Genomic DNA, 23,930 nt, shown 5'->3' with positions numbered 1-23,930 from the left:
TAATTACTTGAATGGATTAGTAAAGAATGTTAATTTTTTTTAAACTAATTTCCTGTCTTCAACCCCAAAGGGCATGGAGCTCTGATTGAAAAAAACGGTTTTATTCTCATCTCTATTTTCCCTTACTTTGCCAATAAGTGCGTACACTTTAGGTTTGGGTGAAATGAAAGTAGAATCAGCGTTAGACCAGCCTTTTCTGGCTGAGATTGAATTACTTGATGTACACGATGTTTCTTTGTCAGGTATCAAAGTAGGACTTGCGGATCCACAAAGCTATCGAAGTCTAGGTATTGAGCAATCTGAAATAATTGGTTCTCTTTTCTTTGATATTAGAAAAAATAAACAGGGAAAATTCGTGGTGGTGGTTCATTCAACCGACCGAATGACGGACCCTTATATGCAACTTGTGGTTGATTTGATCTGGTCTAAAGGGCAAATTAATAAAGTTTATACAGTATTGTTGGATCCACCTGGCTATAAACTAGCAAGTACCACTGCACAAAGCGGTTTAACCTATCAGAGAAAATTTACAAGTTATCATCAAAATGCAACGAGTTCGACTAAAAAATATCGTGAAGTAAGTCATGTTGTACAGAAGAAAAAAGCAGTATATGGCCCGACAGTATCTAATGAAAATGTCTGGCAAATTGCACAAAGATATAAAACTTCTGATGCTATTTTACCGCAAATTGTTCTTGCAATTGTGGGTGCAAATCCAGATGCCTTTACGGATGGAAATTTAAACGGATTAAAAACGGGAGTTCGCCTTAAAGTTCCTTCTGATAAAGATTTTCAGGAAGTTCCTGCTGACTTAGCTACAGTTGAAGTAATGGCTCATGACAAAGCATGGAACGAAAAAACATCAATTAATCATGTATTAGCTCCGCCTTATATAACAGGACAAGCCTCCAGTGCAGCCTCTGAGTACTCACAAATACCTCCGGTGCCAAAGTTTTCTGATGTTTCAACTTTGATGCCCAGTCAAACATTGTCTCGATTTACTGTGCCCAGTTCCATTCCGTCCTTGGATACTAAAAAACAAGTAAGTCCCGAGCAGAATAGAACATTGAAGGCTGAAATATCAATTACATCTGCTGCAGTAGATTCTTTGAGGGAATCTAATGCACTATTAACAGAACAACTTAGTTTATTACAAACACAAAATAAAAAATTACAAAAACAATTAGATATACGGGATCATGAGCTTCAATTAATTCGTAATCAAATTCAAACTATGATGAAAGAGCGGATAGCCATTGCAGGACAAAGCAGCTCCATGAACAATTCAGATCCATCCTATGAGTTTTGGATGTTATTCCTTTTATTGTTTGTAGCGGGAGGGACAAGTGGTGCTGCTGCATATTTTTATTTTAAATGGCGTGATCAAGGAAAAAAAGCCAAGAGTTCAGTCACTAATACTCCACCCATCATACATTCTACTCCAACTCAACCAACTATTGGTGCAGATGAGCAACTCATTACGAAAGAACCCTTACAGGAATTTAAAGCTGAATCTCAATTAAAATCTGGGCCTGAGACAGAATTGAAGCCTGAGCCTAAATTAAAGCCTAAGTCTGAATTAAAGGCTGAGCCTGAGTTAAAGCCTGAGCCTGAGTTAAAGTCTGAGTTAAAGCCTGAGTTAAAGCCTGAGCCTGAGTTAAAGTCTGAGCCTGAGTTAAAGTCTGAGCCTGAGTTAAAGGCTGAGCCTGAGTTAAAGTCTGAGCCTGAGTTAAATCATGAGCCTGAGTTAAAGGCTGAGCCTGACTTAAATCCTGAGCCTGAGTTAAAGGCTGAGCCTGACTTAAATCCTGAGCCTGAGTTAAATCCTGAGCCTGAGTTAAATCCTGAGCCTGAGTTAAATCCTGAGCCTGAGTTAAATCCTGAGCCTGAGTTAAATCCTGAGCCTGAGTTAAATACTGAGCCTGAGTTAAATCCTGAGCCTGAGTTCAAGTCTGAGCCTGAGTTAAAGTCTGAGCCTGAGTTAAAGCCTGAGTCTGAGTTAAAGTCTGAGCCTGAGTTAAAGCCTGAGCCTGAGTTAAAATTTGAAACAGAGATAAAAACTTCGCCTAATGTAGAGAATGCTACTAAGTCTCAATTATTGGCAACAGATGAAGAGCACTTGTTGGAAATTATACCTACGGAAAAGAAACTTGAATCATCTAAGCAAACTGATGAGGGCACAAAAAATAAACCGCAAGAGGATAATTTACTTGAGTTTGAATCGGGCTTACATCATGAACTTACATCCAAGTCGCCTGCTAAAGAAGAGAATTCTCAAGAACATATTGATGAAGACAATGGTTTAGATTTTACTCTTTCATCCTCTGATGATGAAATTCAAACCCCGAAGAAAGAAGAGAATAATGATCTCTCGCTGTTAAAAAATAAAAAGGCTTTAGATACCCTTTTAGCACTGGCAAAAACTTATATAGGAATGGAAGATATAGAATCCGCATTGCATTCATTAAATGAAGTTATGGAGCATGGGACTAAGTCTCAAAAAGAAGAAGCACAACGCTTAATTGATGAAATCAAAGGAAAATCTTAAATTTACTGGTTGCCTAGTTGCATACACAGCCGTAACCTGGAAATCCAGGCGACGATGCTTTATTTCTTCATTTAATAAAGTTCTTTTCTTTGCCGAAAAGATAGGTGGCTGTAATTAGGACTTCATTTGTACGATAGGAACCCAGAGTTAATGATTCCCCCGTCCAAGTATTAACCCCGTTACCAGAGGCGAGTGGCCCTAAATCCTGAAAAATATAACCCACTGAAAGAAACAATTGTGGAAGGAGTTGCACATCCACCCCGGCACCTATATTGTATGCGAACTCACTTGTATTAGAGTTTCTAAATTCAGGACTAACTCTGGGGTTAACTCCTGCGAAAGCTGATTCATTATAGTTAGAAGCATTGTTAAAAGAACTACCTATTCCTCCGTTAACAAACGGTGAAAATATTCCATATCGCATTACATTTATTTTTCCCGAGGCTAATAAGAGATTGGAAGTAAAGTCGAGATTATATTTGTAATTTGTAAATTGAGGTAAAGAATACTGTGTAATTTCGCCACTAATATGTGTTGTAAAAAAATACTGCCAAAAGATGCTTAATGAATAAGAAGGGAACCAGATACTCTCATTTTGCCAACGCCGGCCAGCAGATACAGCAACAACTCCTCCATTATTATCCCTAATTGAATAACGATCAGCACCATAAGGAGCTGGAAACCCAGATCCATTATTTACTTTCGTATGGGAATTTAATTCAGGAAATTGTGCGCCGCCTCCAAGCGATATAAACCAACTACCTTGTGCATTGGAAAGGGAGTGATGTAAGGAATTTTGTATATTATCGATATTTTTAGAGAAAGAGGGGCTTTGGCAGACAAATAATAAAGTAGTAATGCCAAAGTAAAATAAATTCCTTTTCATATATAGGTCTCAATTAATGATTATAATGTTATGCAAAATTAATGGCGCCAATTAATTGCGGCATGAGAAAGTATCATAATTGAATGAATCAAATCAATAAAATAGTCGAACACACTTTGTAAAAGGGATTACAGCTGTAAATTTATATTAAGCAACATCTTTAATTAATAAAACAGAATTGAGACAAAAGAAATTACTATAATATTTAATAAACTTGTAAATCAATTATATTAAGGTATAGACAAAACATATACTGTATTATAAATTGACCCTTTTATCAGGAATATTCATGCGTATCGCCTTAGTGCTTGAGTACGATGGTAGCCAGTATCATGGCTGGCAAGCACAAACAGGCTTGCATACTGTGCAACAAGCCGTAGAACATGCTTTATCAAAGGTAGCGGATGGCCCTATTTCTGTAGTGTGTGCAGGTAGGACAGATACTGGAGTACATGCTACCAACCAAGTTATTCATTTTGACTGTGATAAAGTGCGCAGTATTCGTGCATGGATTCATGGTGTGAACTCTTTTTTGCCCAAAGATATTTGTGTTAAATGGGGAAAAGAATTAACCGAAGAATTTCATGCAAGATATTCTGCTACAGCGAGAAGGTATCGTTATGTTATTTATAATGGCGCCATTCGCCCCGCTTTATTTAGAAGTAATATAACTTGGCAATATCGGCAATTAGATCATCGCCTGATGCATCAAGCAGCCCAGGTTTTGTTAGGCGAGAATGATTTTACTTCATTCCGTTCTGTTGAATGTCAGTCGAATACGCCTATGCGAAATATCCATAAATTACAGGTTAGTCGCTCTGGTGATTTAGTGATAATAGATATTACTGCTAATGCTTTTTTACATCATATGGTACGAAATATTGCTGGTGTACTCATAGCAGTAGGGTCAGGAAAACATCCTGTATCTTGGGTAAATGAAGTACTACAAGCAAAAGACAGAAGACTAGGTGCTGAAACAGCACCTGCTTATGGATTGTATTTAGTACAAGTGACTTATCCTCAGACATTTTCTATATTACAGAATAATCCGGGGCCTTCTTTTCTTGTGGAGAAATAATGAATTTGGCACGAATACGAGTCAAAATGTGTGGTATGACGCGTAGCCAAGATGTCGCACATGCGATTAATCTAGGGGTTGATGCTATAGGTTTGATTTTTTACCCGAAAAGTGCACGTCACATTTCAATAGATAAAGCAAAAGCTTTATTAAAAGATGTGCCTGCATTTATAGACTCTGTTGCTGTTTTGGTGAATCCTGAGCGAGATTTCGTCCATCAAATAGTAGAAGAATTACCTATTCAATTATTGCAGTTTCATGGTGATGAATCTTCTGAGTTTTGCGCTCAATTTAATAAGCCTTTTATTAAAGCCATACAGTGTAATTCAGAAGCATATATTCATCAGGCCGCACAAGATTTTGCAATGGCGAAGGCGCTATTGTTAGATACACCTTCAAAGAATGCGCGGGGTGGGACTGGATGTACGTTTGATTGGAACATTATTCCACAAAGGGTAGAAAAACCATATATATTGGCGGGTGGATTGGATGAGTTTAATGTACTCGAAGCAATTAAATCATGTCATCCTTATGCCGTAGATCTGTGCAGTGGTATTGAGGTATCACCTGGGATTAAAGATCATAACAAAATGAGCCGATTTATGCAGAAATTGTTACATTGGTAGTATAGTAACCTGAGTGAAGCGCAGCGTAACTTGGGAAATTTGGATCGTTGATCTCGGGTTACGCTGCGCTTCACCCAGGCTATATTTTAGAAGTTAATGAAGGTAGACATGAACAAAAAAGAACTTCCTGACGAGCACGGACACTTCGGTCCTTATGGTGGTATTTTTGTAGCAGATACTTTGATGTATGCACTCAAGCAATTAGAAGAAGCTTATGCAAAATATCGGAAAGATCCCAATTTTTTAGCCGAGTTGAATGCTGAATTAAAAGATTATGTAGGACGACCCAATCCACTTTATCATGCACAACGCTTAAGTAAGGAAATTGGAGGTGCACAAATCTATTTAAAACGTGAGGATTTAAACCATACCGGAGCCCACAAGATTAATAATACAGTAGGCCAAGCCCTACTTGCTACACGTATGGGAAAAACTCGGGTAATTGCCGAAACAGGCGCCGGTCAACATGGGGTGGCTTCTGCTACAGTAGCGGCTAAATTGGGTTTGGAATGTGTGGTCTATATGGGGGCTGAGGATATAAAACGGCAGTCATCCAATGTTTATCGCATGAAATTGTTAGGGGCGGAAGTTGTCCCAGTTACATCAGGCTCTCAAACATTAAAAGATGCATTAAATGAAGCGATGCGTGATTGGGTTAGCCATGTGGATGATACTTTTTATATTATCGGGACAGTTGCCGGGCCTCATCCTTATCCGCAGATGGTTAGAGATTTTCAATCGGTTATTGGCATTGAAGCAAAAGCTCAATTTATGGAAAAAACTGGACGTTTACCCGATGCTTTAGTTGCTTGCGTAGGGGGTGGTTCTAATGCAATCGGTTTATTTTATCCCTTCCTAAGTGACTCAACGGTTGCTATCTATGGAGTTGAAGCAGGAGGAAAAGGTTTAGAAAGTGGAGAACACTCGGCCTCGTTGATTGCCGGAAAACCAGGTGTGTTGCATGGTAACCGGACTTATTTACTCTGTGATGAATACGGTCAAATTAAAGATACTCACTCGGTCTCAGCTGGTCTTGATTATCCTGGGGTAGGTCCTGAACATGCTTATTTAAAAGATACTGGGCGTGTAATTTATGAAGCAATTAATGATGATGAGGCATTGAATGCTTTTCGTACTTTAACACGGGTTGAGGGAATTATTCCTGCTCTTGAGTCCAGTCATGCAGTGGCTTATGCAATGAAACTTGCCAAGAAGATGTCAGTGGATCAAAGTATCATCGTGAATTTATCAGGTCGCGGTGATAAGGATATGCACACTGTGGCACAAATTGATGGGATTACCGTATGAATCGAATCGACAAAACATTAATGCGCCTTAATGCTAATGATAAAAAAATGCTTAGCCCGTACATTACTGCCGGAGATCCTTATCCTGAAATCACGGTGAAACTTATGCATGAGCTAGTTAGAGCCGGGGCTGATATTTTAGAACTAGGTATTCCTTTTTCTGATCCTATGGCGGAAGGACCAGTTATTCAAAGAGCCATGGAACGAGCGCTTGCTCAGGACGTGCACTGTCAGACTGTATTGAATATGGTGAAAGAATTTCGCTTTCAGGATCAAGAGACGCCCGTTGTTATAATGGGTTATTTAAATCCTATTGAACATTTTGGTTATGAACGTTTTGCGCAACAAGCAATAGAATCCGGGGTGGATGGAACAATCCTGGTAGATTTACCCCCAGAGGAAAGTGGAGAAGTAGCTAAAATCTGGCAAAAATATGGTTTATACAGTATCTTTCTTTGTTCTCCTACGACCTCAGATGAGCGAATGTCATTAATAAACCAATTCGCAAAAGGATATTTATACTATGTGTCTTTAAAAGGTGTTACGGGTTCAGATACGTTGGATTTATCCTCGTTACAAGCACAGTATCAACACCGAAAAGCACAAACTAAGCTTCCATTAATGGTAGGTTTTGGCATTAAAACACCGGAAATGGCTGCAGAAGTTGCAAGATTTGCAGATGGGGTTATCGTGGGTGCTGCCCTGATTACGCGAGTTTTGGAAGCTTATAACCTGAACAAAGATATGTTGGAAGCGGGAGCGGATTTAATTTACTCTATGCGGCATGCAATGAATAAGAATTAAAATAGTAACAAAAGGCTACTTTAAATTTGTTCCAGTTTATTGAGTTGTAAAAAAATGCATTATGGGGTGGGCTTGAATGAACTTCCAAGCGTACCCTAGGAATCCGGTTCCATAACCGGAATATAAGTTTAATCGAGTTATAGCTTATTTTACTGAAGCTACTTAGTAATAACAGTGACGGAAAAATCCCAATGATAGAATTAACTGAAAAACGAGCTCATTTTATAAGACAACTGATTACTGATGAACTGGCGAGTGGCAAACATAAATCTGTAGTGACTCGTTTTCCTCCTGAACCTAATGGATATTTGCACGTAGGGCATGCTAAATCGATTTGTTTGAATTTTGGTTTGGCACAAGAGTTTGGTGGGATCTGTTACCTACGTTTTGATGATACGAATCCAATTAAAGAAGAGGAAGAGTATGTCAACGCTATTATTGATGATGTACGCTGGTTAGGATTTGAATGGCATGACATGACACATTCTTCAGACTACTACCATGAGTTGTATGATTTTGCCGTGTTACTCATTAAAAAAGATTTGGCTTATGTAGATAGTTTAAGTATGGAAGAAATTCGTGCTTATCGCGGAACCCTACAAGTGCCTGGGCGGGAAAGTCCATACAGAAATCGACCCATCGAAGAAAGTTTGGATTTATTCGCACGCATGAAGGCAGGGGAGTTTGCTGATGGTGCCCATGTATTGAGAGCAAAAATTGATATGCAGTCCGGTAATCTAAACATGCGTGATCCAGTCATCTATCGCATCCGACATGCACATCATCAACGTACAGGTGACGAATGGTGTATTTATCCGATGTATGATTATGCACATCCTATTTCTGATGCTTTAGAAAAAATTACTCATTCTTTATGTACTTTAGAGTTTCAAGATCACCGACCGCTATATGATTGGTGTGTTGATAATTTGCCGTTACCTGCAAAACCAGTCCAAACGGAGTTTGCTCGGTTAAATTTATCTCACACAGTTACTTCCAAGCGAAAATTACGTGAGCTGGTTGAACAAAAGGCTGTCAATGGATGGGATGATCCAAGAATGCCTACTATACGTGGAATGCGAAAACGGGGTTATCCAGCGGCTGCAATTCGTCAGTTTTGTGAAGTCATAGGAATATCTCGTAGTGATTCTGTAATTGATATGTCCATACTTGAGGAATGTGTTCGTGACGAGTTAAATAAAACAGCGAAAAGAGCTTTATGCGTAATGGACCCTATAAAAGTAGTTTTAGAAAATTATCCTGAAGATAAGGTAGAAATACTAAAACCCGCTTATAATCAGCACGATCCTGATTCGGAGCGTCGTGATTTACCGTTTACTCGAGAGCTTTTTATTGAACGTTCAGATTTTATGGAAGAGCCGCCTAAAAAATACTTTCGTTTATCTCCCGGAGCTGAAGTTCGTTTACGTCATGCTTATGTAATTAAATGTAATGAAGTGATTCATGATGAACAGGGTAATATTATTGAATTGCGCTGTACCTATGATGAAAAAACTTTAGGAAAAAATCCTGAAGATAGGAAAGTAAAAGGCGTCATCCATTGGGTATCGTGTGCGCATGCTTACCCTGTGACCGTATTGGAATATGACCGTCTATTTAATGATCCAAACCCAGGTCGAGAGGACGATTTTTTCCAATTTTTAAACCATAATTCATTGCAAATAAAACAAGCTTATTGTGAACCCGCTTTAGCAAACCAGCAACTAGGTGAGGTGTTTCAGTTTGAGCGATTAGGATACTATGGTGTTAATGAATTAAAAGATGGACGTGTAAGCACATTTCATCGTGTCGTTGACTTGAAAGATACTTGGGGAAAACTAGGGTAAGCTAGAGGGGCAGATATGTTGCATTTATATAATTCTTTAACTAGAACAAAAGAACCATTTGTTTCCATTTCACCGGGAAAAATTGGGATCTATGTTTGTGGCATTACTGTATATGATCATTGCCATATAGGTCATGCTCGCTCTATGGTAGCTTTTGACGTTATTGTTCGTTATTTGCGGTCTCAAGGGTATGAGGTGAAGTATGTGCGTAATATTACCGACATTGATGACAAAATTATTGCCCGGGCACATGAGCGTGCAATACCAATAGATGAACTGACTGCTCAATATATTGCTGCAATGAATGAAGATACACAAGCTTTAAATATTTTAGCACCGGATGTAGAGCCTCGGGCTACAGAACATATAGACAGTATTATTCGATTAATTGAACGATTGCTTGCGAAAGGAAATGCGTACCTCAGTGATAATGGTGATGTATGTTATCAAGTCGACTCATTCGCTGACTATGGAAAATTATCCCACAAGGATTTAGAGGGATTAGTCGCTGGAGCGCGGGTGGAAATTGTGAAAGAAAAACGTTCTCCATTGGATTTTGTTTTATGGAAAAAAGCAAAACAAGGTGAGCCTAGCTGGCCATCTCCGTGGGGGGAAGGACGTCCAGGCTGGCATGTTGAATGCTCTGCAATGGCTATGAGTGAACTAGGCGAGCAATTCGACATTCATGGAGGAGGATTGGATTTACAATTTCCTCATCATGAAAACGAGATCGCTCAGAGTGAAGCAGCTACTGAAAAACAATTTGCAAATTACTGGTTGCATGTAGGAATGTTGCAAGTTAATAATGAAAAAATGTCAAAATCATTGGGTAATTTTTTCACTATAGCTGATGTTTTGGCCCAACATCATCCTGAAGTTGTCCGTTATTTTCTTCTAAGTAGTCATTATCGTAGTTCATTGAATTACTCTGAAGAAAACTTGGGGAATGCAAAAAAAGCACTAACTCGTTTGTATCAAACCATAAAAGACATCCATGATATTGCTGACGGTGAATTAGATAATCATTGGATTAATGAATTTAACCAGGCAATGAATGATGACTTTAATACCCCCGTTGCATTATCTGTTTTGTTTCAACTTAGTCATGAAGTAAATAAGAATAACTCAGCTGTTTTAGGGGCCACATTGAAGTATTTAGCTGGGATCATGGGGCTATTACAGGCCGATCCTGCTTCGTTTTTACAGTCTGGATTTGCTGAAGAGGATAGGGTAGAAATAGAGCAATTAATTGCTGAGCGGCTTCAAGCACGTGCTGATCGGAACTGGGAACGTGCTGACCAGATAAGAGCAGACTTACTACATCGTGGCATTGAGCTAGAGGATGGAGTTAACGGGACCACCTGGCGTCGAGTCGAATAGGTTTAGAGTTCAAAATAGAGAAACCGGGGGTTATGAAATAGAACTCCCAGGTTTCGCTTCACGATAGTTCATCAAAATTATAAAGTTTCAACGGATGGGAACCTCTTTCCAATTGCTATTTTGAATTAACTCTTGATTACTTTATAATCACCCCGATTATTTTTAATGACTGTTTTTGGAACTTATTTTTGTATAGTGTACCTGTGAAATTTTTAATTTGTTTAATATTATTTTGTTCTGCTGTAAGTTATGCAGAAATTGCTGATTCGATCTTAGATAATTATCAAACCAATTTAGATAAATTGCCTATAATAAGACAAGAACACTTTTCAATCCGAATGTATCGCATAACAGGCGACAAAAAGCATTTGAATTCTGTTGTCGATTATGTGTATTTTTTAAGCAACAAATATCAATATCTATTTTCAGGTCTTGACCAACCGGAGCTCACTCTCCAAAAATCAAAGAATTTATTATTAGATGCTAACGAAAAGCTTGCACATAAGCATAAGTTACGGATCAAAAAGATATCAGAATATGGTGATTTGTTTTTTTATCTTTATTTATTAGAGACAACTAATAAGATTTTTTCATACCATTTGGAAAATACTTCGTTATTCCCACAAACAAATACAGTTATTGACGTTTTAAAAACTCAAGTCCCTCGCTTGGAGGAGTTTATCGTTAATGAGGAAAATATTAGAATTTATGGGGCTCAATTAGTTAATTATGTTTATTATTTATATGATTTAAATATTGTTGATTTAAGAAAATCCTATACCAAACTTTTCCAGCAAACTTTTCCAGACTCTATGGATAGTCAACTATCTGAATGGGAATATGAAGCAAAACTTTATGGAATGACGCATTTCATAACTGCGGCGAGTCATTATTATCAAAACTTTGTTAACGACGATTCCTTTTTCTGGATAAGCGATTATTTTGAGCGTAATATGGAACAAATAATGGAGCGGGCTGAAAATGATGTTATTGCTGAAGTAGGGGTTTGTTTATTGTTATTAAATAAAAAAGACTCTCCAGGGATTAAAAAAATAAGGGAGCATTTAGAAACAGTGTATAACCCGCAACATCAGATGATTCCTGCCCGCACTAATTCAGTAGATTTTATATTTGGTGAACATCGAAATATTCTTACAGTGATGCTTTTTAAATGGCCCGAAAGATTAATGGACGGTCCATTTTTTTCAGAGGAATTAACATTAATTCCTAATATTTTTAGTGGAGCAAGTTAGAGTTAGCTTCTCTTTAGCTTTAAACATGTGAGCGGAAACCAGGTCATTGATTTCAAATTTTAACTCAATTTGGTCGGGGATACGATCTGGGCTCCACTGATCTAGGGAAAGACAGTGAAAGATTTTACTAAAGAAGATATATGCACTATGTACCATATTTTTTTAGGACGTGAACCGGAAAATATGGAAGTATTAGATTATCATTATGCCTTGTATCACTCCTTAATTGAAATGTTGAATTCATTTTGGCACTGTGGTGAGTTCCAAAAAAGAATAGAATCAATAAAAAAGTCAGTTGTTAAGAAAAGTCAAAAAACGGATAGTCTTACCTACCATATCACTGCTACCGGAAATTATTTTTTGCCAACCGATGCGCATGAAGATATTATTGCGAATGCCATCATTGCTGGAACCATTTTTGATAAGCCTATTTATGACGTGGCAAAGTCTTATATTAAACCAGGGACTACCGTATTAGATATAGGTTCTAACTTTGGTCAAATGGCAGTTTTGTTTTCTAAATTAGTAGGTGATGAAGGTGTGGTACATGCGTTTGAAGCAGATGATTTCGTTCATGCTTTATTGGTTAAAAATATATCAGTAAATGCCCAAAATATAATAAGTCATTTTGGTGCAGTCCATAATCGTAGTGATGAGATTCTATTTTTTCCAGTACAAGATTTTGAGCGATTTTCTACCTACGGTTCTTACGGAATAGATTATGTCCATGGGAAAGGGCGACCGGTCAAATCCCTAATGATTGATGATCTTGAGTTTGAAAAACCAGTTAGCTTTATAAAAATCGATATTCAAGGAGGAGATTTATTTGCAATGCAAGGGGCGGTAAAAACAATAGCGCAACATAAAATGCCAATTGTTTTTGAGTATGAATATTTATTTGAGGAGGAATTAAATTTAAGCTTTCAGGAATATGTGGATTTTGTGAAAACTATAAACTATCAATTCAAGAGAGTAATTAATGGACAAAATTTTCTAATTGTTCCGAAGGATTAAGCGATTTGAAGATAGGTCCCAAAATTGTTTTAGATTCCCTCTTTATTCTGATTAAATATAAAGCCTCTACGAGTGCGAAGTTTCTTTGTACGCATTAGGTAAATGAAAACCAATACAAAAAGCATTGAAAGAGCCATATATCCCATAAGATAAAAACAATCATCAAGTGCCAAAGCAATAGACTTACGTGTAAGGTAGTCATTTAACTGAGCGAAAGCATGCTTTCCTGAAATATGGAATAGTTTTGCTTGTTGTAAAAAATTTTGAGTTTCATGGGAAAATGGAGTCAGACTGCTTCCTAATCGAAGATGAAAAAAAACTTCGCGTCTATGCCATAAAATAAGAAATAAAGAGACTCCTAGCCCACTTCCAAGCAAACGTGAAATATGAAACAAGCAAAGGCATTCAGCGAACTTTGTTTCATGACAAGTGGCTACTGATAAATGAAAGAGGGGAGATAAAAATAATGCTAGGCCTATACCTGCTAAACCTCGTGAAAATGCAATGCGATTAAAATTTATATCCACATTAAAGTAGGCAGTATAAAAACAGGATAAGGCAAAGAACAGTAAAGCAATGAATAAAGGATAAAATGGTTCATATTTTCTTTTATTAATAAGTACTGGAATCCATCCACAAAATGCCATTGTTCCTATGATCAGCGCGATCCAATCAGGAGTATAATTAACATAAAGTTTTAACCACAAAGACAATAAGATAACCATTCCAAAATAGAGTCCGAAAAATAGGGCGATATAAATCATTGCAAAGCAAAAATAAAAATTTTTAAGTAATTTCAAATCAATGACAGGATGCTGAGCTGACCAGCTGCGTAAAATAAAGAATACAAGACTGATTACACCGAAAATCAATAAAAAAGTAATTAAAGAAGAGCGAAACCAATCTAACTCTTGGCCAGTAGTTAAAGCGGTTCCAATAAACACCATGCTGATGCAATAGTAAAAATATCCAATTTTATCAAAATATATCTTTTTTACAGGCTCATGATATCTTCTATATCCAAAACCAACATACAAAATTAAAAAAATACATAAAGGAATGTTTGAGAAAAAAAGGAATCGCCAATGGTAGTTGTACGCAATCCAGGCACCATATGAAGCGCCGATTACAGGGATTATTGAAAGACACATTAAAACCAAGGAGACAATATAGACTTTATCTTTATTAGGGGAGAGCAAAGGGATAAGCGTACATGCGATCAGAAGAAACATCGGTCCTGAAGCAAACCCTTCTAAAAATCTGAATAAGATAAACGTAAAGAAATCCTCCGCTGTCGCACATCCCCATGAACAAAATGCAGTAAGACTGAAACAGACAACAAAAAGTTGAATAGGACTTAAGCATGTTACGGCGGGTTTTCCTAAAGGTACCCCTAGAAGATTTCCAATGCAGAAAAAACTGACTGTATACGAAGTCATATAAGAACTGCCACCCAGATCACTCACAATATATAAACCTGCCATTATGGGTAAAGTAAGATTAAAGATTACTGCGGCAAGTGATAAAAGTAAGATATAGAGAATCATTATTTATTCATCTCTTTTAGGTTGATTTTATTTATGATGAGGGGGGATTTTGCATAGTGCTTAAGATTAGGGTCCAAATTACTCTTAATAATTTCAGCGATTAACTTTTCATTGCCTATCTCTTCTTTTTGGAAAATATCAGTAACATAATGGGGAGACTCTGAGGTTGTGGTGGGCACTAAGGGGCCATTTTGATCAGAGAGATCTGTCGTAACCTCCAAAGAAAGGCCGATTCGCAGAGGATGTTTTATTAATTCATCTTGTACTAGAGCAATCCGAACAGGTAACCTTTGAACGATTTTAATCCAGTTCCCTGAAAGGTTTTCGGGGGGTAATAGTGAAAAAACATTACCTGCCCCTCCTGGTAAACCCACAATTTTTCCATGAAATACCACCCCAGAACCGTAAAGATCAGAAGTTATCTTAACGTTTTGTCCAATGCGCACTTTGTTCAGTTGGGTTTCTTTATAATTAGCATTTACCCATATTTGATCGAGAGGGATAATAGACATAAGTGGTTCTTTTGGTGAAATCCACATCCCGACTTGAATTGTTCTTTGTGCTACCAATCCATCTACGGGCGCATAAATTTTAGTTCGATATAATTGGACCCATGCATCACGTACTTCTTGCGCCACTGCCTGCACCGATGGATGCTCGGTTATGGATGTGCCTTGTACGAAGGCGAGCATCTTTTGATATTTATTTTGAGTGCTTTTTAATGAAGCAATGGAAGCCTTTAGATCATCTTGTGCATTTTGATAATCCTCTAAAGAAACACCTTTAGCCCCAATGAGATCACGGCGATGTTTAAGGTTTTGTTGTGCTTTTAAAAGTTGCGCTTTTCTCATTTCAATGTCTGCTGCCAGTATAAACACATCATGAAATGCCTGGGATATATCACGTACCGTACTGGCAAGTTTCTTTTTCGCTTTTTCCAAAGCGATATGTGAATCGGTTTCATTTAATGTAACAAGGAGCTGTCCTTTTCTTACCAGAAAACTATCGTCAGTATAGATCCCTGTAACAAATCCTGGGCGTAACGATTTGATATAGACCTGATTCCCTTGTACGTAGGCATCATTGGTATAAACTTGCCGGCTCCATACAATAAGCCAATACACAAAAAAGAAAATAAATAGAACAATAAGAATGACTGTAAAATAAAAAGAGGCGGATCGTTCTTTCATGAGTTGTTCACCAACGGAATCGTATTTTGATAGTAGCCTCCTCCCAAAGCTCTGGTTAATTTTATAGAGGCTAAGTACTGGTTATAAAGTAGAGTAACATCTACAAGTTCTTTTTGAATCACTTCTTCTTGTAAAAAGTAAAGATCAAATAAACTATCCAAGCCCTTTTTTTGACGCAGGGAACTTAATTGATAACGTTGTTTTGCATACTCTACAACTTGTTTTTGTTCTATTTTTTGTTGATAGATATTCTCAGCGAAAGCCAATACATCAAGTACTTCTTGGGTACTGAATAAGAGTAAACTATTGTATGCTTCGATTGCTGCATCAAATTGTGCCTTAGTCGAATTGATGTTTGCTTTTATTGCACCTGCCGTGAAAATAGGTAATTGTAAAGCAGGTCTAATTGCTGCCGTCCCACTCGATAAATCAAAGAACTTTCTCCAACTTGTGCTTTCCAGCCCAATCAGACCAGCGAGGTTAATATCAGGATAATATTCTGCCATTGCTGCCCCTGCTCTGTAGGCTAAAGCTTTAGCTCGCCATATTTGTGCCATTAGATCAGGCCTTCGAGCTAAAAAATCCAATGGGAGTATTTGGGGGATATTTAGTGTTTTAGGTAATGAGGGTAATGTGGGTTTAATTGATAGGTGTTCGTCTGGTCCACGGCCAGCTAATATATTGATTAAATGTTTGTTGGCAGTTAATTCATCGGTAATACTTGAAAGTAATTTTTGGGATTCGAGTAATTTCTCTGAGGTTTCTAAGGCGGGCAATTTCGACGAAAGTCCCTTTCGTACCATTAAGTTTTGTAATTTAGCTATTTTTTGTCGTACTTCGATGAGTTGGGAAAATAATTTTTTTCTAATTAGATTTGTTTTATAGGCAAAAAAAGTTTGAGCCAGTGCAGTGCTAGTAATTAACTCAACCTCTGCAGCTTCAGCCTCTCGAACTTTTGCTTCTCCTAATGCAGCATAAAAAAGATTACGGTTTTTTCCCCAAAAATCAAACTCATAAGTAAACGAAAGCGAAAGATCTAAGAGTCTAACGTTTAAAGGAAAGTTATGATTGAATGCACGATATAAACCGTTTTCACTGACATATTGTCGATTTTCATGGGCATTAAAAAAAACTAAAGGTGATAATAATGAACGGGTAACGATGGCTTGCTGCTGAGCAACTTCAATACGCTTTTTGATTTCATGAATGGAAGGATTATTTGCTAAAGCTTCTGTTACTAGCACATTGAGTTCCGGGGTATTATAAGACAACCACCAGTGGTTATTTGGCCAATTACCTCTAGAGAAAATTTCTTTTTTTTGTAAACTTTTTTCAATGGAGTGCTTCATGCTTGGAACTGTTTTTATATTTTTAATCTGGCTTTGATGCGGTAGCGAAATAGTACAGGATACTAATGGATATAAACTAAAAAAAATAAATCCTCTGATCCAAAGCCGCATAATAATCCCATTTTATTTTCCAAGACATCTTTAAAAGTAAACTTTAATTCCGTATTAACATAAGCTGTTGGCAGGCTTCTAAGCTACCTTATATAGTAACCATTAACGTTTGATTTTCAAAGGAATTTTATGGTGTTTATAGGTGGAAAGTTCCTAGCATATCTAGTACTTAACAAACTTCGTTCTAGTATCTAAAGTTTTATAGCTCGAGTGTACTTACTATAAAGGTTTAGGAAGTAATGAGCTATTAGGCAGTGATTTAAATTATAACGCTATTAAGGATTAATTTTGAGTGGTTACTCGAAGAATTTCTGCAAGGGATGTATCACCGGCAAGAACTCTTTTAAATCCATCATCTCGAATACTGGGTGTGGTGGGCCGTAAATAATTTTCCATTGTCTGTGAATTTTCCTGTCGATGAATCATTCCTCTAAGTACTTCATCGACCGTAATGAGCTCATAAATTCCTGTTCTTCCTTTATAGCCTAAGTGATTGCAGAAGTCACAACCTTTAGGCTCAAAAACTTTTGAGATATCTGTGTCTGCTGTAAGCCCCATAAGTTCCTTTTCATCATCTCGTAATTGATGGGGAGTTTTGCATTGAGGGCATAATCTTCTAACGAGACGCTGGGCAATAAGTCCCACAATACTTGAGGATAGAAGAAAAGATTCTACTCCCATATCACGCAAACGAGTCAGGGCTCCTAGTGCGCTATTGGTATGTAAGGTGGATAGTACTAAGTGTCCTGTAAGACTGGCTTGAACTGCAATTTCTGCAGTTTCCAGGTCACGAATTTCTCCAATCATAACTACATCCGGATCTTGCCTTAGAATTGCCCTTAACCCTTTAGCAAAGGTCATTTGAACTTTGGTATTAACCTGGGTCTGACCAATACCCTCCAGATCATATTCTATAGGATCTTCAATGGTTAGAATATTACGTGTGACTTGATTTAATTCAGTTAACATAGCATATAGGGAAGTAGTTTTTCCGGAGCCGGTGGGCCCAGTAACTAAAATAATGCCATGTGGCTCTGCGATCATTTTTCGCATATTTTTGACTGTGGATTTAGGCATTCCCAACAGGTTTAAATCCAATTGAGCCGCTTGTTTGTCTAAAATCCTTAACACCACGCGCTCACCATGATTAGAGGGAAGGGTTGATACCCTGACGTCAATATTATGCCCACCAATACGTAGAGAAATACGGCCATCTTGTGGAATACGTTTTTCTGCGATATCTAGTTTAGCCATCACTTTGACCCTAGATATAACTAAAGGAGCGATAGCGCGCTGAATCTCTAAAACTTCATGTAAAACGCCGTCAATTCGATTACGTACCAGTACTCTATCTTCATAAGTTTCAATATGAATATCAGATGCTTTTTGTTTAATTGCTTGAGTAAACAATGCATTCAATAAGCGAATTATTGGTGCATCATCTTGATTTTCCAATAGGTCTTCACTGACTGGCAATTGACTCGCTAGTAGTGAAAGATCCATATCTTCCTCCATACCTCCAGCAGCTTCGAGTATCGATGATTTTGATTGATACACATGAGCTAAATGTTGTTGAAACGCTGATTCATCAACCTGTTTTAAAGTAAATTCACATTGTAATAAACGTTTTATTTCGGCAAGAGATTGCAATGAAGTATTGGGTAAATGATAAACGAGAGCTTGGTTGTCACTCTTTTCATTGGCAACAACAATCCCATGGTTTTTTGCAAAACTGTAGGGGATTTTTAGTAATTTTTCTTCGCTGTCCATGGTTTATTTCGTGACTAACAAAGGTGGACGATTAAACGGTTTTGGTAATTCGGCGCGTTTCAAAGCGGGTAATACCGTTGCGTTATTGCTTTGTACAAAAGCATCTTGCGATTTTAACCAATCCAGTTCGAATTGGCGTACATTATTGTATTTTTGACTGGTCATAAGCATATTTTCTCGTTCATTACGCAAAATAATTGGCTTTATGAAGACCATAAGTACTCGTTTTTCCCGAGAATTTATATTTCGTTTGAATAAACGACCCACACCCGGTATATCTCCCAAAACAGGTAAACGATTATTGTCATTACCTAAACTATCTTGCGTCAAACCTCCTAAAACAACTATATCACCGCTCTCAACATGAACCGAGGTAACGATACTACTAATTCTAAATGTCGGTGTGGTTGAGTTTGGTGCAACAACGGGGGGATCCAACGTGTCATTTCCTTGATCAATTTGCAGTTGGATTCCATTTCCGCGTGTAATTTGTGGTCTGACATAGAGATGTAATGCAACATTGACCCGATCAAATGTGGTAAATGGGACCCCATTATTTGTTGTACCTCCGGCATTTGCAGGTTGAGTGGTGGACGCTATCGAAACCTGTTTACCCACTAATATCTTAGCTTGGCGGTTATCAAGAACTACAACTGAAGGTGTTGATAAAATATTCGCTTTATTTTCTCTTGCTAAAGCATATATTTGTGCTTGAAAATCATCAAGTCTTGTACTGCTGTTAATTATAGCAAATCCTGGTCTAAAGGTGTCAGGTCTTCCTGTTTGTTGATCACTTCCCCATTCAATACCTAAGTCATTAACATCCGATTGATTAATTTCGGCAACTAACGCTTCAATTAGTAATTGGGCTGGTTTGATGTCCAGTTGGGCAATTACCCTTTTCAGAATACGGATTACCGATGCTGGCGCATTAAGGATGATAGAGTTCGTATTGGGTTCAGCAATAATTTGTACTGAGGGTTTGGTCGTTCCTTCATTTTGTGTCGTGGTAGTCGTAGTATTTGCAGTAGCTCCTGAAGCAGTTAATGAAGAACCACCCCCACCGCCACCTGATCCGGTTGAGTAAAGAGAAGTGGAAGTGGTGGTAGAGCCTTGTATATTTGAGTTACTGGCAAGATTGGAAGCGGGATTAGTACTATCCAAAATAGGGCGAGTAATGGTACCAATGGTTGTTCCAACATTCCCACTAAAATTTGCCTGGGCAATTCCGGCCAGGATGGGGACCAAGTCTTCAGCTCTAAGGTAATTTAGATAGACTACCTGCGTGTTTGAGTTAAGGCCTTCGGAACTTTCCCTATCTAACTTTAATATCAACATTCTAAGGCGTATTCTGTCGGTTTTAGAGCCGCTGACTAATAGAGAATTGGAGCGGTCATCTGCCGCTACAGTGAGTTGAGTGCGTGTCCCCCCCATGTTGGGCTGGGTTTTAACAAGATCTTTTAAGGTGGCAGCAATATCCATTGCTAATGAGTGTCTTAAATGAACTATATCAATGCCATTTGCAGATGAGTTATCCACTTGCTTTATGATGTCTGCAAGACTACGAATGTTATTTGCTCTTCCTGATAAAATAAGCATATTTGAAGGAGCGTAAGCAGAAATGCTACTCCATTGTGGCATTAAGGGGCGTAAAACCGGAACTAATTGCTCTGATGGAACATAATGAACAGGGACTACAGCCACCATCATGTCGTCGCCTCTAGGAGGTTGTTTTATGCCGCTTAAAATATCAGGAGATTGTGTTTTTGCATCAATATTGGGAATAATTTTAATGATTGCACCACTGGGTATTGCAGCATAGCCTGAGACTTGTAAGACTGAAAGAAATACTTGATAAAGCTCGTTATTGTTCATTGGTGTTGCCGATACGATTGATATTTTCCCTTGCACTCGGGGGTCAATGACAAAATTTTTACCAGTAACTCGTGACACCTCAGCGATAACCGCTCTAATATCAGCATTCCTTAAATTCCATAGTTTGCCATTTATTGGCGGAGTTTCAATTGGATTGCTGGAGCTTTCAGGCGGAGTGGATTGGTTTATGTAAGGATGTTGATTCTCGTTGGGCTCATTTTTCTTTGAACTGATCTTTTGGGATAGCTTATTTTGTAATTCTCGTGCTGTGAGGTAATCGCTAATTGGTCCTATTTGTATCAAATAAAGTTTTTTATCGGATAGATTCTTAATTTCAACAGGTTCGCTGACCAGTGCAGATAATTCTTTTTGACGTTGCTTTGCATCTTTTTCCAAATTAAATGCGCCAGCTTGCAGATAAAAAGTAGTATTCCCATTTTTAGTGGTCGTGGAAATATTAATTTCGTTTGCATAAGTTAATGCTGAGCAAATAAATGTTAAAATTATAATGACTATCGAGCGCATCAAAAAATCGTAAAATCTTAGGTAAATAACATAATAACTAAATTTATAAACTTACCATAGCTTTTTTGGCGAGTATCTGAATGTATTTTGAAGCATTTTGCAATTCTGCTTCAAGATTATCTTAATTGGTAAAAAAATCTAGAATGTGTTGATTTTTGTCACGAATCTCCATTGTGCATCGTATTCTCTTTGCTTACAGATTTTATACTGACTAGCGCAAAAATAGTTCGACTTTTTTTGTCTTTCTTGATAATACTTCCGCCCCGTTAGAGCATTCAAATATTTTAAACAACAAAGGAGCTTAACACATGCAACAAAAATTTGATGAAAATACAATAAAATATGGGCCGGATTTCAATCTTATTCGTTCCCTTCAGGGAAAATTTTATTCCATTCTAGATGATATTAAGGCCACTGCAGATCCAGCATTTATTGCGCATTGTCTTGGGGAATGTCAGAAAATGCTTTCTATGGGAAGTGAGATTATCAGGATGGATACGATGCAAACATCTGTTAATGATCCTGATACACCAATGGCAACCTCAACAATAACCCCGTCAAAGACAGCTATCATCGATATTATTCCTGTGAAAAAAAGAAAGCACTCCGAAATAGTTGATCCCAGAACAGATATTGGAAATGGAGAGCGGTTCATCCCCCAACCCACGATGAAACCACAAGACACTTCTGGTTTAATTAAAAGATCTAAAACGACACATCCTCATGCAGAGAAAAAGCATACTCCAGAAGAAAAAGGAAAAGAAAAAGAAATTCCTCAGGCTATGACGGTAAATCGAATTAAATCAAAGCCAGCTAAAATAGAACGAAAATTAATTTCACCTTTTTTAAATGAATATATTAAACAAATGGCGGAAGGCGATCCTAAAGAATATTATCAAGTGCAACGTGAAATGATGCAAAGAAATGAGCGTTATAATCAACAGATTTCAATGAAGCACATATCGTCTATAGGACGGCGATCGGATTTAAAAAACGAAATTAAAGCAAAATATCCTGATGAGCTTAGAAATAAATTTATCTATAGCCATCATGTCAGTTTTCCTTTTACTGTAAAAAAAAGCGACCATAGCCTGAAACGATCAGCTCTCTACCAAAATGAACAATCAAGACGAGAATTTGTTTCTAAAGAAATTACTCCCTATATAAAAACGTCTCCCTCAATGGCTGCCCAGAATTTAATTTATTTATATCAGCATCATTTGATGTACAGCATTTATTTACAACGTAAATCAGGAGAAAATTTAGGTGAAATCCTAATTTATCATTTGCAAAAATTGGGTTTAAATTTAGAAAAAGCAGAAATAAAAAGATTAAAATCGGCTATCAATTCGAGTTACGCTCTTATTAAACGCAAGAAGCCTTTTGATAATCTTGTTATGCGAACACCTATGCTTCAAGTTGAACTTCCTGCGGAAAGACCTCAGGATAGAACTCCTGATGGGACTAAGATTGCTACATTAGTATTGCACGATAATCCTCTAAAAACAGTTAAAATAAATGATAGGTTCGATGAACCTTTTCCTAATTCCACGAAAATTACTCAAGATACTAATTTTTATGATAACAAAGGAAGATTAATAGGTGTATATCGTATTGGTGCGATTCAACCCGAGATGATAGCGGATAAATTTCGTAAAGAACTTTCTTCGATAAACGAAACACAGTTAAGTAGGATGGGCGCTGTATCTTCAGAAGAAGCTGTTACAAAAAAGCAAAATAAAGAAAAAACCCACGCAAGGATCCGTTCAGCTCCGTTTGGTGTGCTAGGAAAAAAAACGGGAAGAATTAGACCTACTCAATTTTCAGAGACAAAATTTGAAATTGAAGAAGGGCTAGCGCCTCTTTTTAAAATGGTTGAAAAGCTCTATGCAGAATGTGCTCCAGTTGAATATGCAACCCGCCGTCGGATGATGGATTATGCATCTTATTTTACCCTCAAGGGCTCGAGTTATCTTTTGTCCGCCGAAGCAAATTATGACAAACAAACCAGTGCTCACTTGGACAGCAATAAGTTTCCTATCCACAGTCTGAATCCACTCTTTATTATCTACCCCACTAATCATGGCGAGCAGGGTGCTCCTCAACGAACTTATGAAGGGGCATACACTTTTTTTCCTGGCGTAAAGGGTATTTTGGCAAATAACTCTCAGTCTTATTTTGAAGGCATATATTTTGACTTAAAAGAGGGGGATATATTGTTATGGGATTTTGATAAATATTTCCATTGCAACACAAAATTGATTCCTACTAATGGAACCTCTGATTCAAGATGGCATCGTATCTCGATTGTTGGATTTACCAAAGGTGAAGCATTAGACAAAATGATAGAACCCCTTGTACTTGAGGACTCTGATGATGAGGATAGTTCTCTTTTTATCGCTGAGGAGAATACACCCTCCGGGCAATCCTTAGAGGAATCATTATCTGAACTTCCACAATGCATGCAAATTAAGGAACAAACTGCCTCGCAGGATCAGTATGCTGAAAGCAATATTTCATATGGAAAAGAAGATGAAACGATTGATGGATTGCAGCTAATGAGCCTGGATTCATTGTTATCATCCGATAATGTCATTGGATTAGAACAATTTAATGATCAAGTGGAAGCTATATTAAAAAATACTCCTTCAGGAGATGTGGTAGGACAGGAAGAAAGTCGAGCCCCTGTGTATGCTAGAACAAATCCTTCAAACCTTACATTTTTTAGGGCTGAAAAACCATCACAAGGTAAAGAATCATTAACAAGTGCGCTCACTATAACAAGTGCATCCACTATTAGACATAATTAATAGATGGGTT

At 37.6% G+C, this 23,930-nt stretch carries 16 protein-coding genes; 10 read left to right on the top strand and 6 right to left on the bottom strand.

All coding sequences use genetic code 11. The features are described from left to right. Window positions 1–85 precede the first annotated feature (85 nt). Complete coding sequence (locus tag ACWTE2_RS31365) at window positions 86–2,548, top strand: FimV/HubP family polar landmark protein (protein WP_454785840.1); 2,463 nt, start codon at window positions 86–88, stop codon at window positions 2,546–2,548. A gap of 67 nt (window positions 2,549–2,615) precedes the next feature. On the opposite strand, the gene ACWTE2_RS31360 is transcribed toward ACWTE2_RS31365, so the two are convergent. Then, entirely contained in the window at window positions 2,616–3,434 is an 819-nt protein-coding gene (locus ACWTE2_RS31360; protein WP_454785839.1) for an outer membrane protein, read from the bottom strand. Between the two features lie 289 nt (window positions 3,435–3,723). On the opposite strand from ACWTE2_RS31360, the gene truA reads away from it, so the two are divergent. The 8 genes from truA to ACWTE2_RS31320 all read left to right on the top strand — a co-directional run bounded on the left by truA (window position 3,724) and on the right by ACWTE2_RS31320 (window position 12,743). Continuing rightward, entirely contained in the window at window positions 3,724–4,512 is a 789-nt protein-coding gene (gene truA / locus ACWTE2_RS31355) for a tRNA pseudouridine(38-40) synthase TruA (RefSeq protein WP_182393313.1), read from the top strand. Continuing rightward, a complete protein-coding gene (locus ACWTE2_RS31350) occupies window positions 4,512–5,138 on the top strand; it encodes a phosphoribosylanthranilate isomerase (RefSeq protein ID WP_454785838.1) in 627 nt (208 codons plus the stop codon). Before truA ends, ACWTE2_RS31350 begins: the two co-directional genes overlap by 1 nt. Before the next feature lie 108 nt (window positions 5,139–5,246). Continuing rightward, entirely contained in the window at window positions 5,247–6,446 is a 1,200-nt protein-coding gene (gene trpB / locus ACWTE2_RS31345) for a tryptophan synthase subunit beta (RefSeq protein ID WP_182393315.1), read from the top strand. Continuing rightward, window positions 6,443–7,249 carry a tryptophan synthase subunit alpha gene (gene trpA / locus ACWTE2_RS31340; RefSeq protein ID WP_454785837.1) on the top strand — a complete coding sequence of 269 codons (807 nt, stop codon included), beginning with the start codon at window positions 6,443–6,445 and terminating at the stop codon, window positions 7,247–7,249. Before trpB ends, trpA begins: the two co-directional genes overlap by 4 nt. Window positions 7,250–7,440: 191 nt before the next feature. Beyond that, complete coding sequence (locus tag ACWTE2_RS31335) at window positions 7,441–9,096, top strand: glutamine--tRNA ligase/YqeY domain fusion protein (RefSeq protein WP_454785836.1); 1,656 nt, start codon at window positions 7,441–7,443, stop codon at window positions 9,094–9,096. A 15-nt stretch (window positions 9,097–9,111) separates the two neighbouring features. Beyond that, the gene (gene cysS / locus ACWTE2_RS31330) at window positions 9,112–10,476 is read left to right on the top strand and encodes a cysteine--tRNA ligase (RefSeq protein WP_454785835.1); all 1,365 of its coding nucleotides are present in this window, start codon (window positions 9,112–9,114) and stop codon (window positions 10,474–10,476) included. Between the two features lie 203 nt (window positions 10,477–10,679). After that, complete coding sequence (locus ACWTE2_RS31325) at window positions 10,680–11,729, top strand: DUF3541 domain-containing protein (protein ID WP_454785834.1); 1,050 nt, start codon at window positions 10,680–10,682, stop codon at window positions 11,727–11,729. A 114-nt stretch (window positions 11,730–11,843) separates the two neighbouring features. Further along, a complete protein-coding gene (locus ACWTE2_RS31320; RefSeq protein ID WP_454785833.1) occupies window positions 11,844–12,743 on the top strand; it encodes an FkbM family methyltransferase in 900 nt (299 codons plus the stop codon). A gap of 29 nt (window positions 12,744–12,772) precedes the next feature. Here the strand turns inward: ACWTE2_RS31320 and ACWTE2_RS31315 are convergent, their stop codons facing one another. The 5 genes from ACWTE2_RS31315 to lspD form a co-directional block, all read right to left on the bottom strand. Then, the gene (locus tag ACWTE2_RS31315; protein ID WP_454785832.1) at window positions 12,773–14,290 is read right to left on the bottom strand and encodes an MFS transporter; all 1,518 of its coding nucleotides are present in this window, start codon (window positions 14,288–14,290) and stop codon (window positions 12,773–12,775) included. Next, entirely contained in the window at window positions 14,290–15,480 is a 1,191-nt protein-coding gene (locus ACWTE2_RS31310) for an efflux RND transporter periplasmic adaptor subunit (protein WP_454785831.1), read from the bottom strand. Before ACWTE2_RS31310 ends, ACWTE2_RS31315 begins: the two co-directional genes overlap by 1 nt. Then, window positions 15,477–16,940, bottom strand: a complete 1,464-nt coding sequence (locus tag ACWTE2_RS31305) for an efflux transporter outer membrane subunit (protein WP_454785830.1) — start codon at window positions 16,938–16,940, stop codon at window positions 15,477–15,479. The genes ACWTE2_RS31310 and ACWTE2_RS31305 overlap by 4 nt, the downstream gene beginning before the upstream one ends. A gap of 282 nt (window positions 16,941–17,222) precedes the next feature. Then, window positions 17,223–18,710: a GspE family T2SS ATPase variant LspE gene (lspE, locus tag ACWTE2_RS31300; protein WP_454785829.1), complete on the bottom strand. Its 1,488-nt coding sequence runs from the start codon at window positions 18,708–18,710 to the stop codon at window positions 17,223–17,225. A gap of 3 nt (window positions 18,711–18,713) precedes the next feature. Beyond that, entirely contained in the window at window positions 18,714–21,110 is a 2,397-nt protein-coding gene (gene lspD / locus ACWTE2_RS31295) for a GspD family T2SS secretin variant LspD (protein ID WP_454785828.1), read from the bottom strand. A gap of 308 nt (window positions 21,111–21,418) precedes the next feature. Between lspD and ACWTE2_RS31290 the strand changes: the two genes are divergently transcribed. After that, on the top strand, window positions 21,419–23,920 hold the full coding sequence (locus ACWTE2_RS31290; RefSeq protein ID WP_454785827.1) for a hypothetical protein: 2,502 nt from the start codon (window positions 21,419–21,421) through the stop codon (window positions 23,918–23,920). Window positions 23,921–23,930 lie beyond the last annotated feature (10 nt).

The sequence above is a fragment of the Legionella nigrisilvae genome, from assembly GCF_977063395.2.
The sequence above is the reverse complement of the archived record's forward strand: the minus strand, read 5'-3'. Positions and strand labels throughout refer to the sequence as shown.

Excerpts from the sequence above, each read along its gene's own strand:
- ACWTE2_RS31315 (WP_454785832.1), bottom strand. The coding sequence starts at position 14,290 with ATGATTCTCTATATCTTACTTTTATCACTTGCCGCAGTAATCTTTAAT.
- ACWTE2_RS31310 (WP_454785831.1), bottom strand. The coding sequence starts at position 15,480 with ATGAAAGAACGATCCGCCTCTTTTTATTTTACAGTCATTCTTATTGTT.
- trpB (WP_182393315.1), top strand. The coding sequence starts at position 5,247 with ATGAACAAAAAAGAACTTCCTGACGAGCACGGACACTTCGGTCCTTAT.
- ACWTE2_RS31350 (WP_454785838.1), top strand. The coding sequence starts at position 4,512 with ATGAATTTGGCACGAATACGAGTCAAAATGTGTGGTATGACGCGTAGC.
- lspE (WP_454785829.1), bottom strand. The coding sequence starts at position 18,710 with ATGGACAGCGAAGAAAAATTACTAAAAATCCCCTACAGTTTTGCAAAA.
- truA (WP_182393313.1), top strand. The coding sequence starts at position 3,724 with ATGCGTATCGCCTTAGTGCTTGAGTACGATGGTAGCCAGTATCATGGC.
- cysS (WP_454785835.1), top strand. The coding sequence starts at position 9,112 with ATGTTGCATTTATATAATTCTTTAACTAGAACAAAAGAACCATTTGTT.
- ACWTE2_RS31290 (WP_454785827.1), top strand. The coding sequence starts at position 21,419 with ATGCAACAAAAATTTGATGAAAATACAATAAAATATGGGCCGGATTTC.
- trpA (WP_454785837.1), top strand. The coding sequence starts at position 6,443 with ATGAATCGAATCGACAAAACATTAATGCGCCTTAATGCTAATGATAAA.
- ACWTE2_RS31360 (WP_454785839.1), bottom strand. The coding sequence starts at position 3,434 with ATGAAAAGGAATTTATTTTACTTTGGCATTACTACTTTATTATTTGTC.
- lspD (WP_454785828.1), bottom strand. The coding sequence starts at position 21,110 with ATGCGCTCGATAGTCATTATAATTTTAACATTTATTTGCTCAGCATTA.
- ACWTE2_RS31335 (WP_454785836.1), top strand. The coding sequence starts at position 7,441 with ATGATAGAATTAACTGAAAAACGAGCTCATTTTATAAGACAACTGATT.
- ACWTE2_RS31305 (WP_454785830.1), bottom strand. The coding sequence starts at position 16,940 with ATGCGGCTTTGGATCAGAGGATTTATTTTTTTTAGTTTATATCCATTA.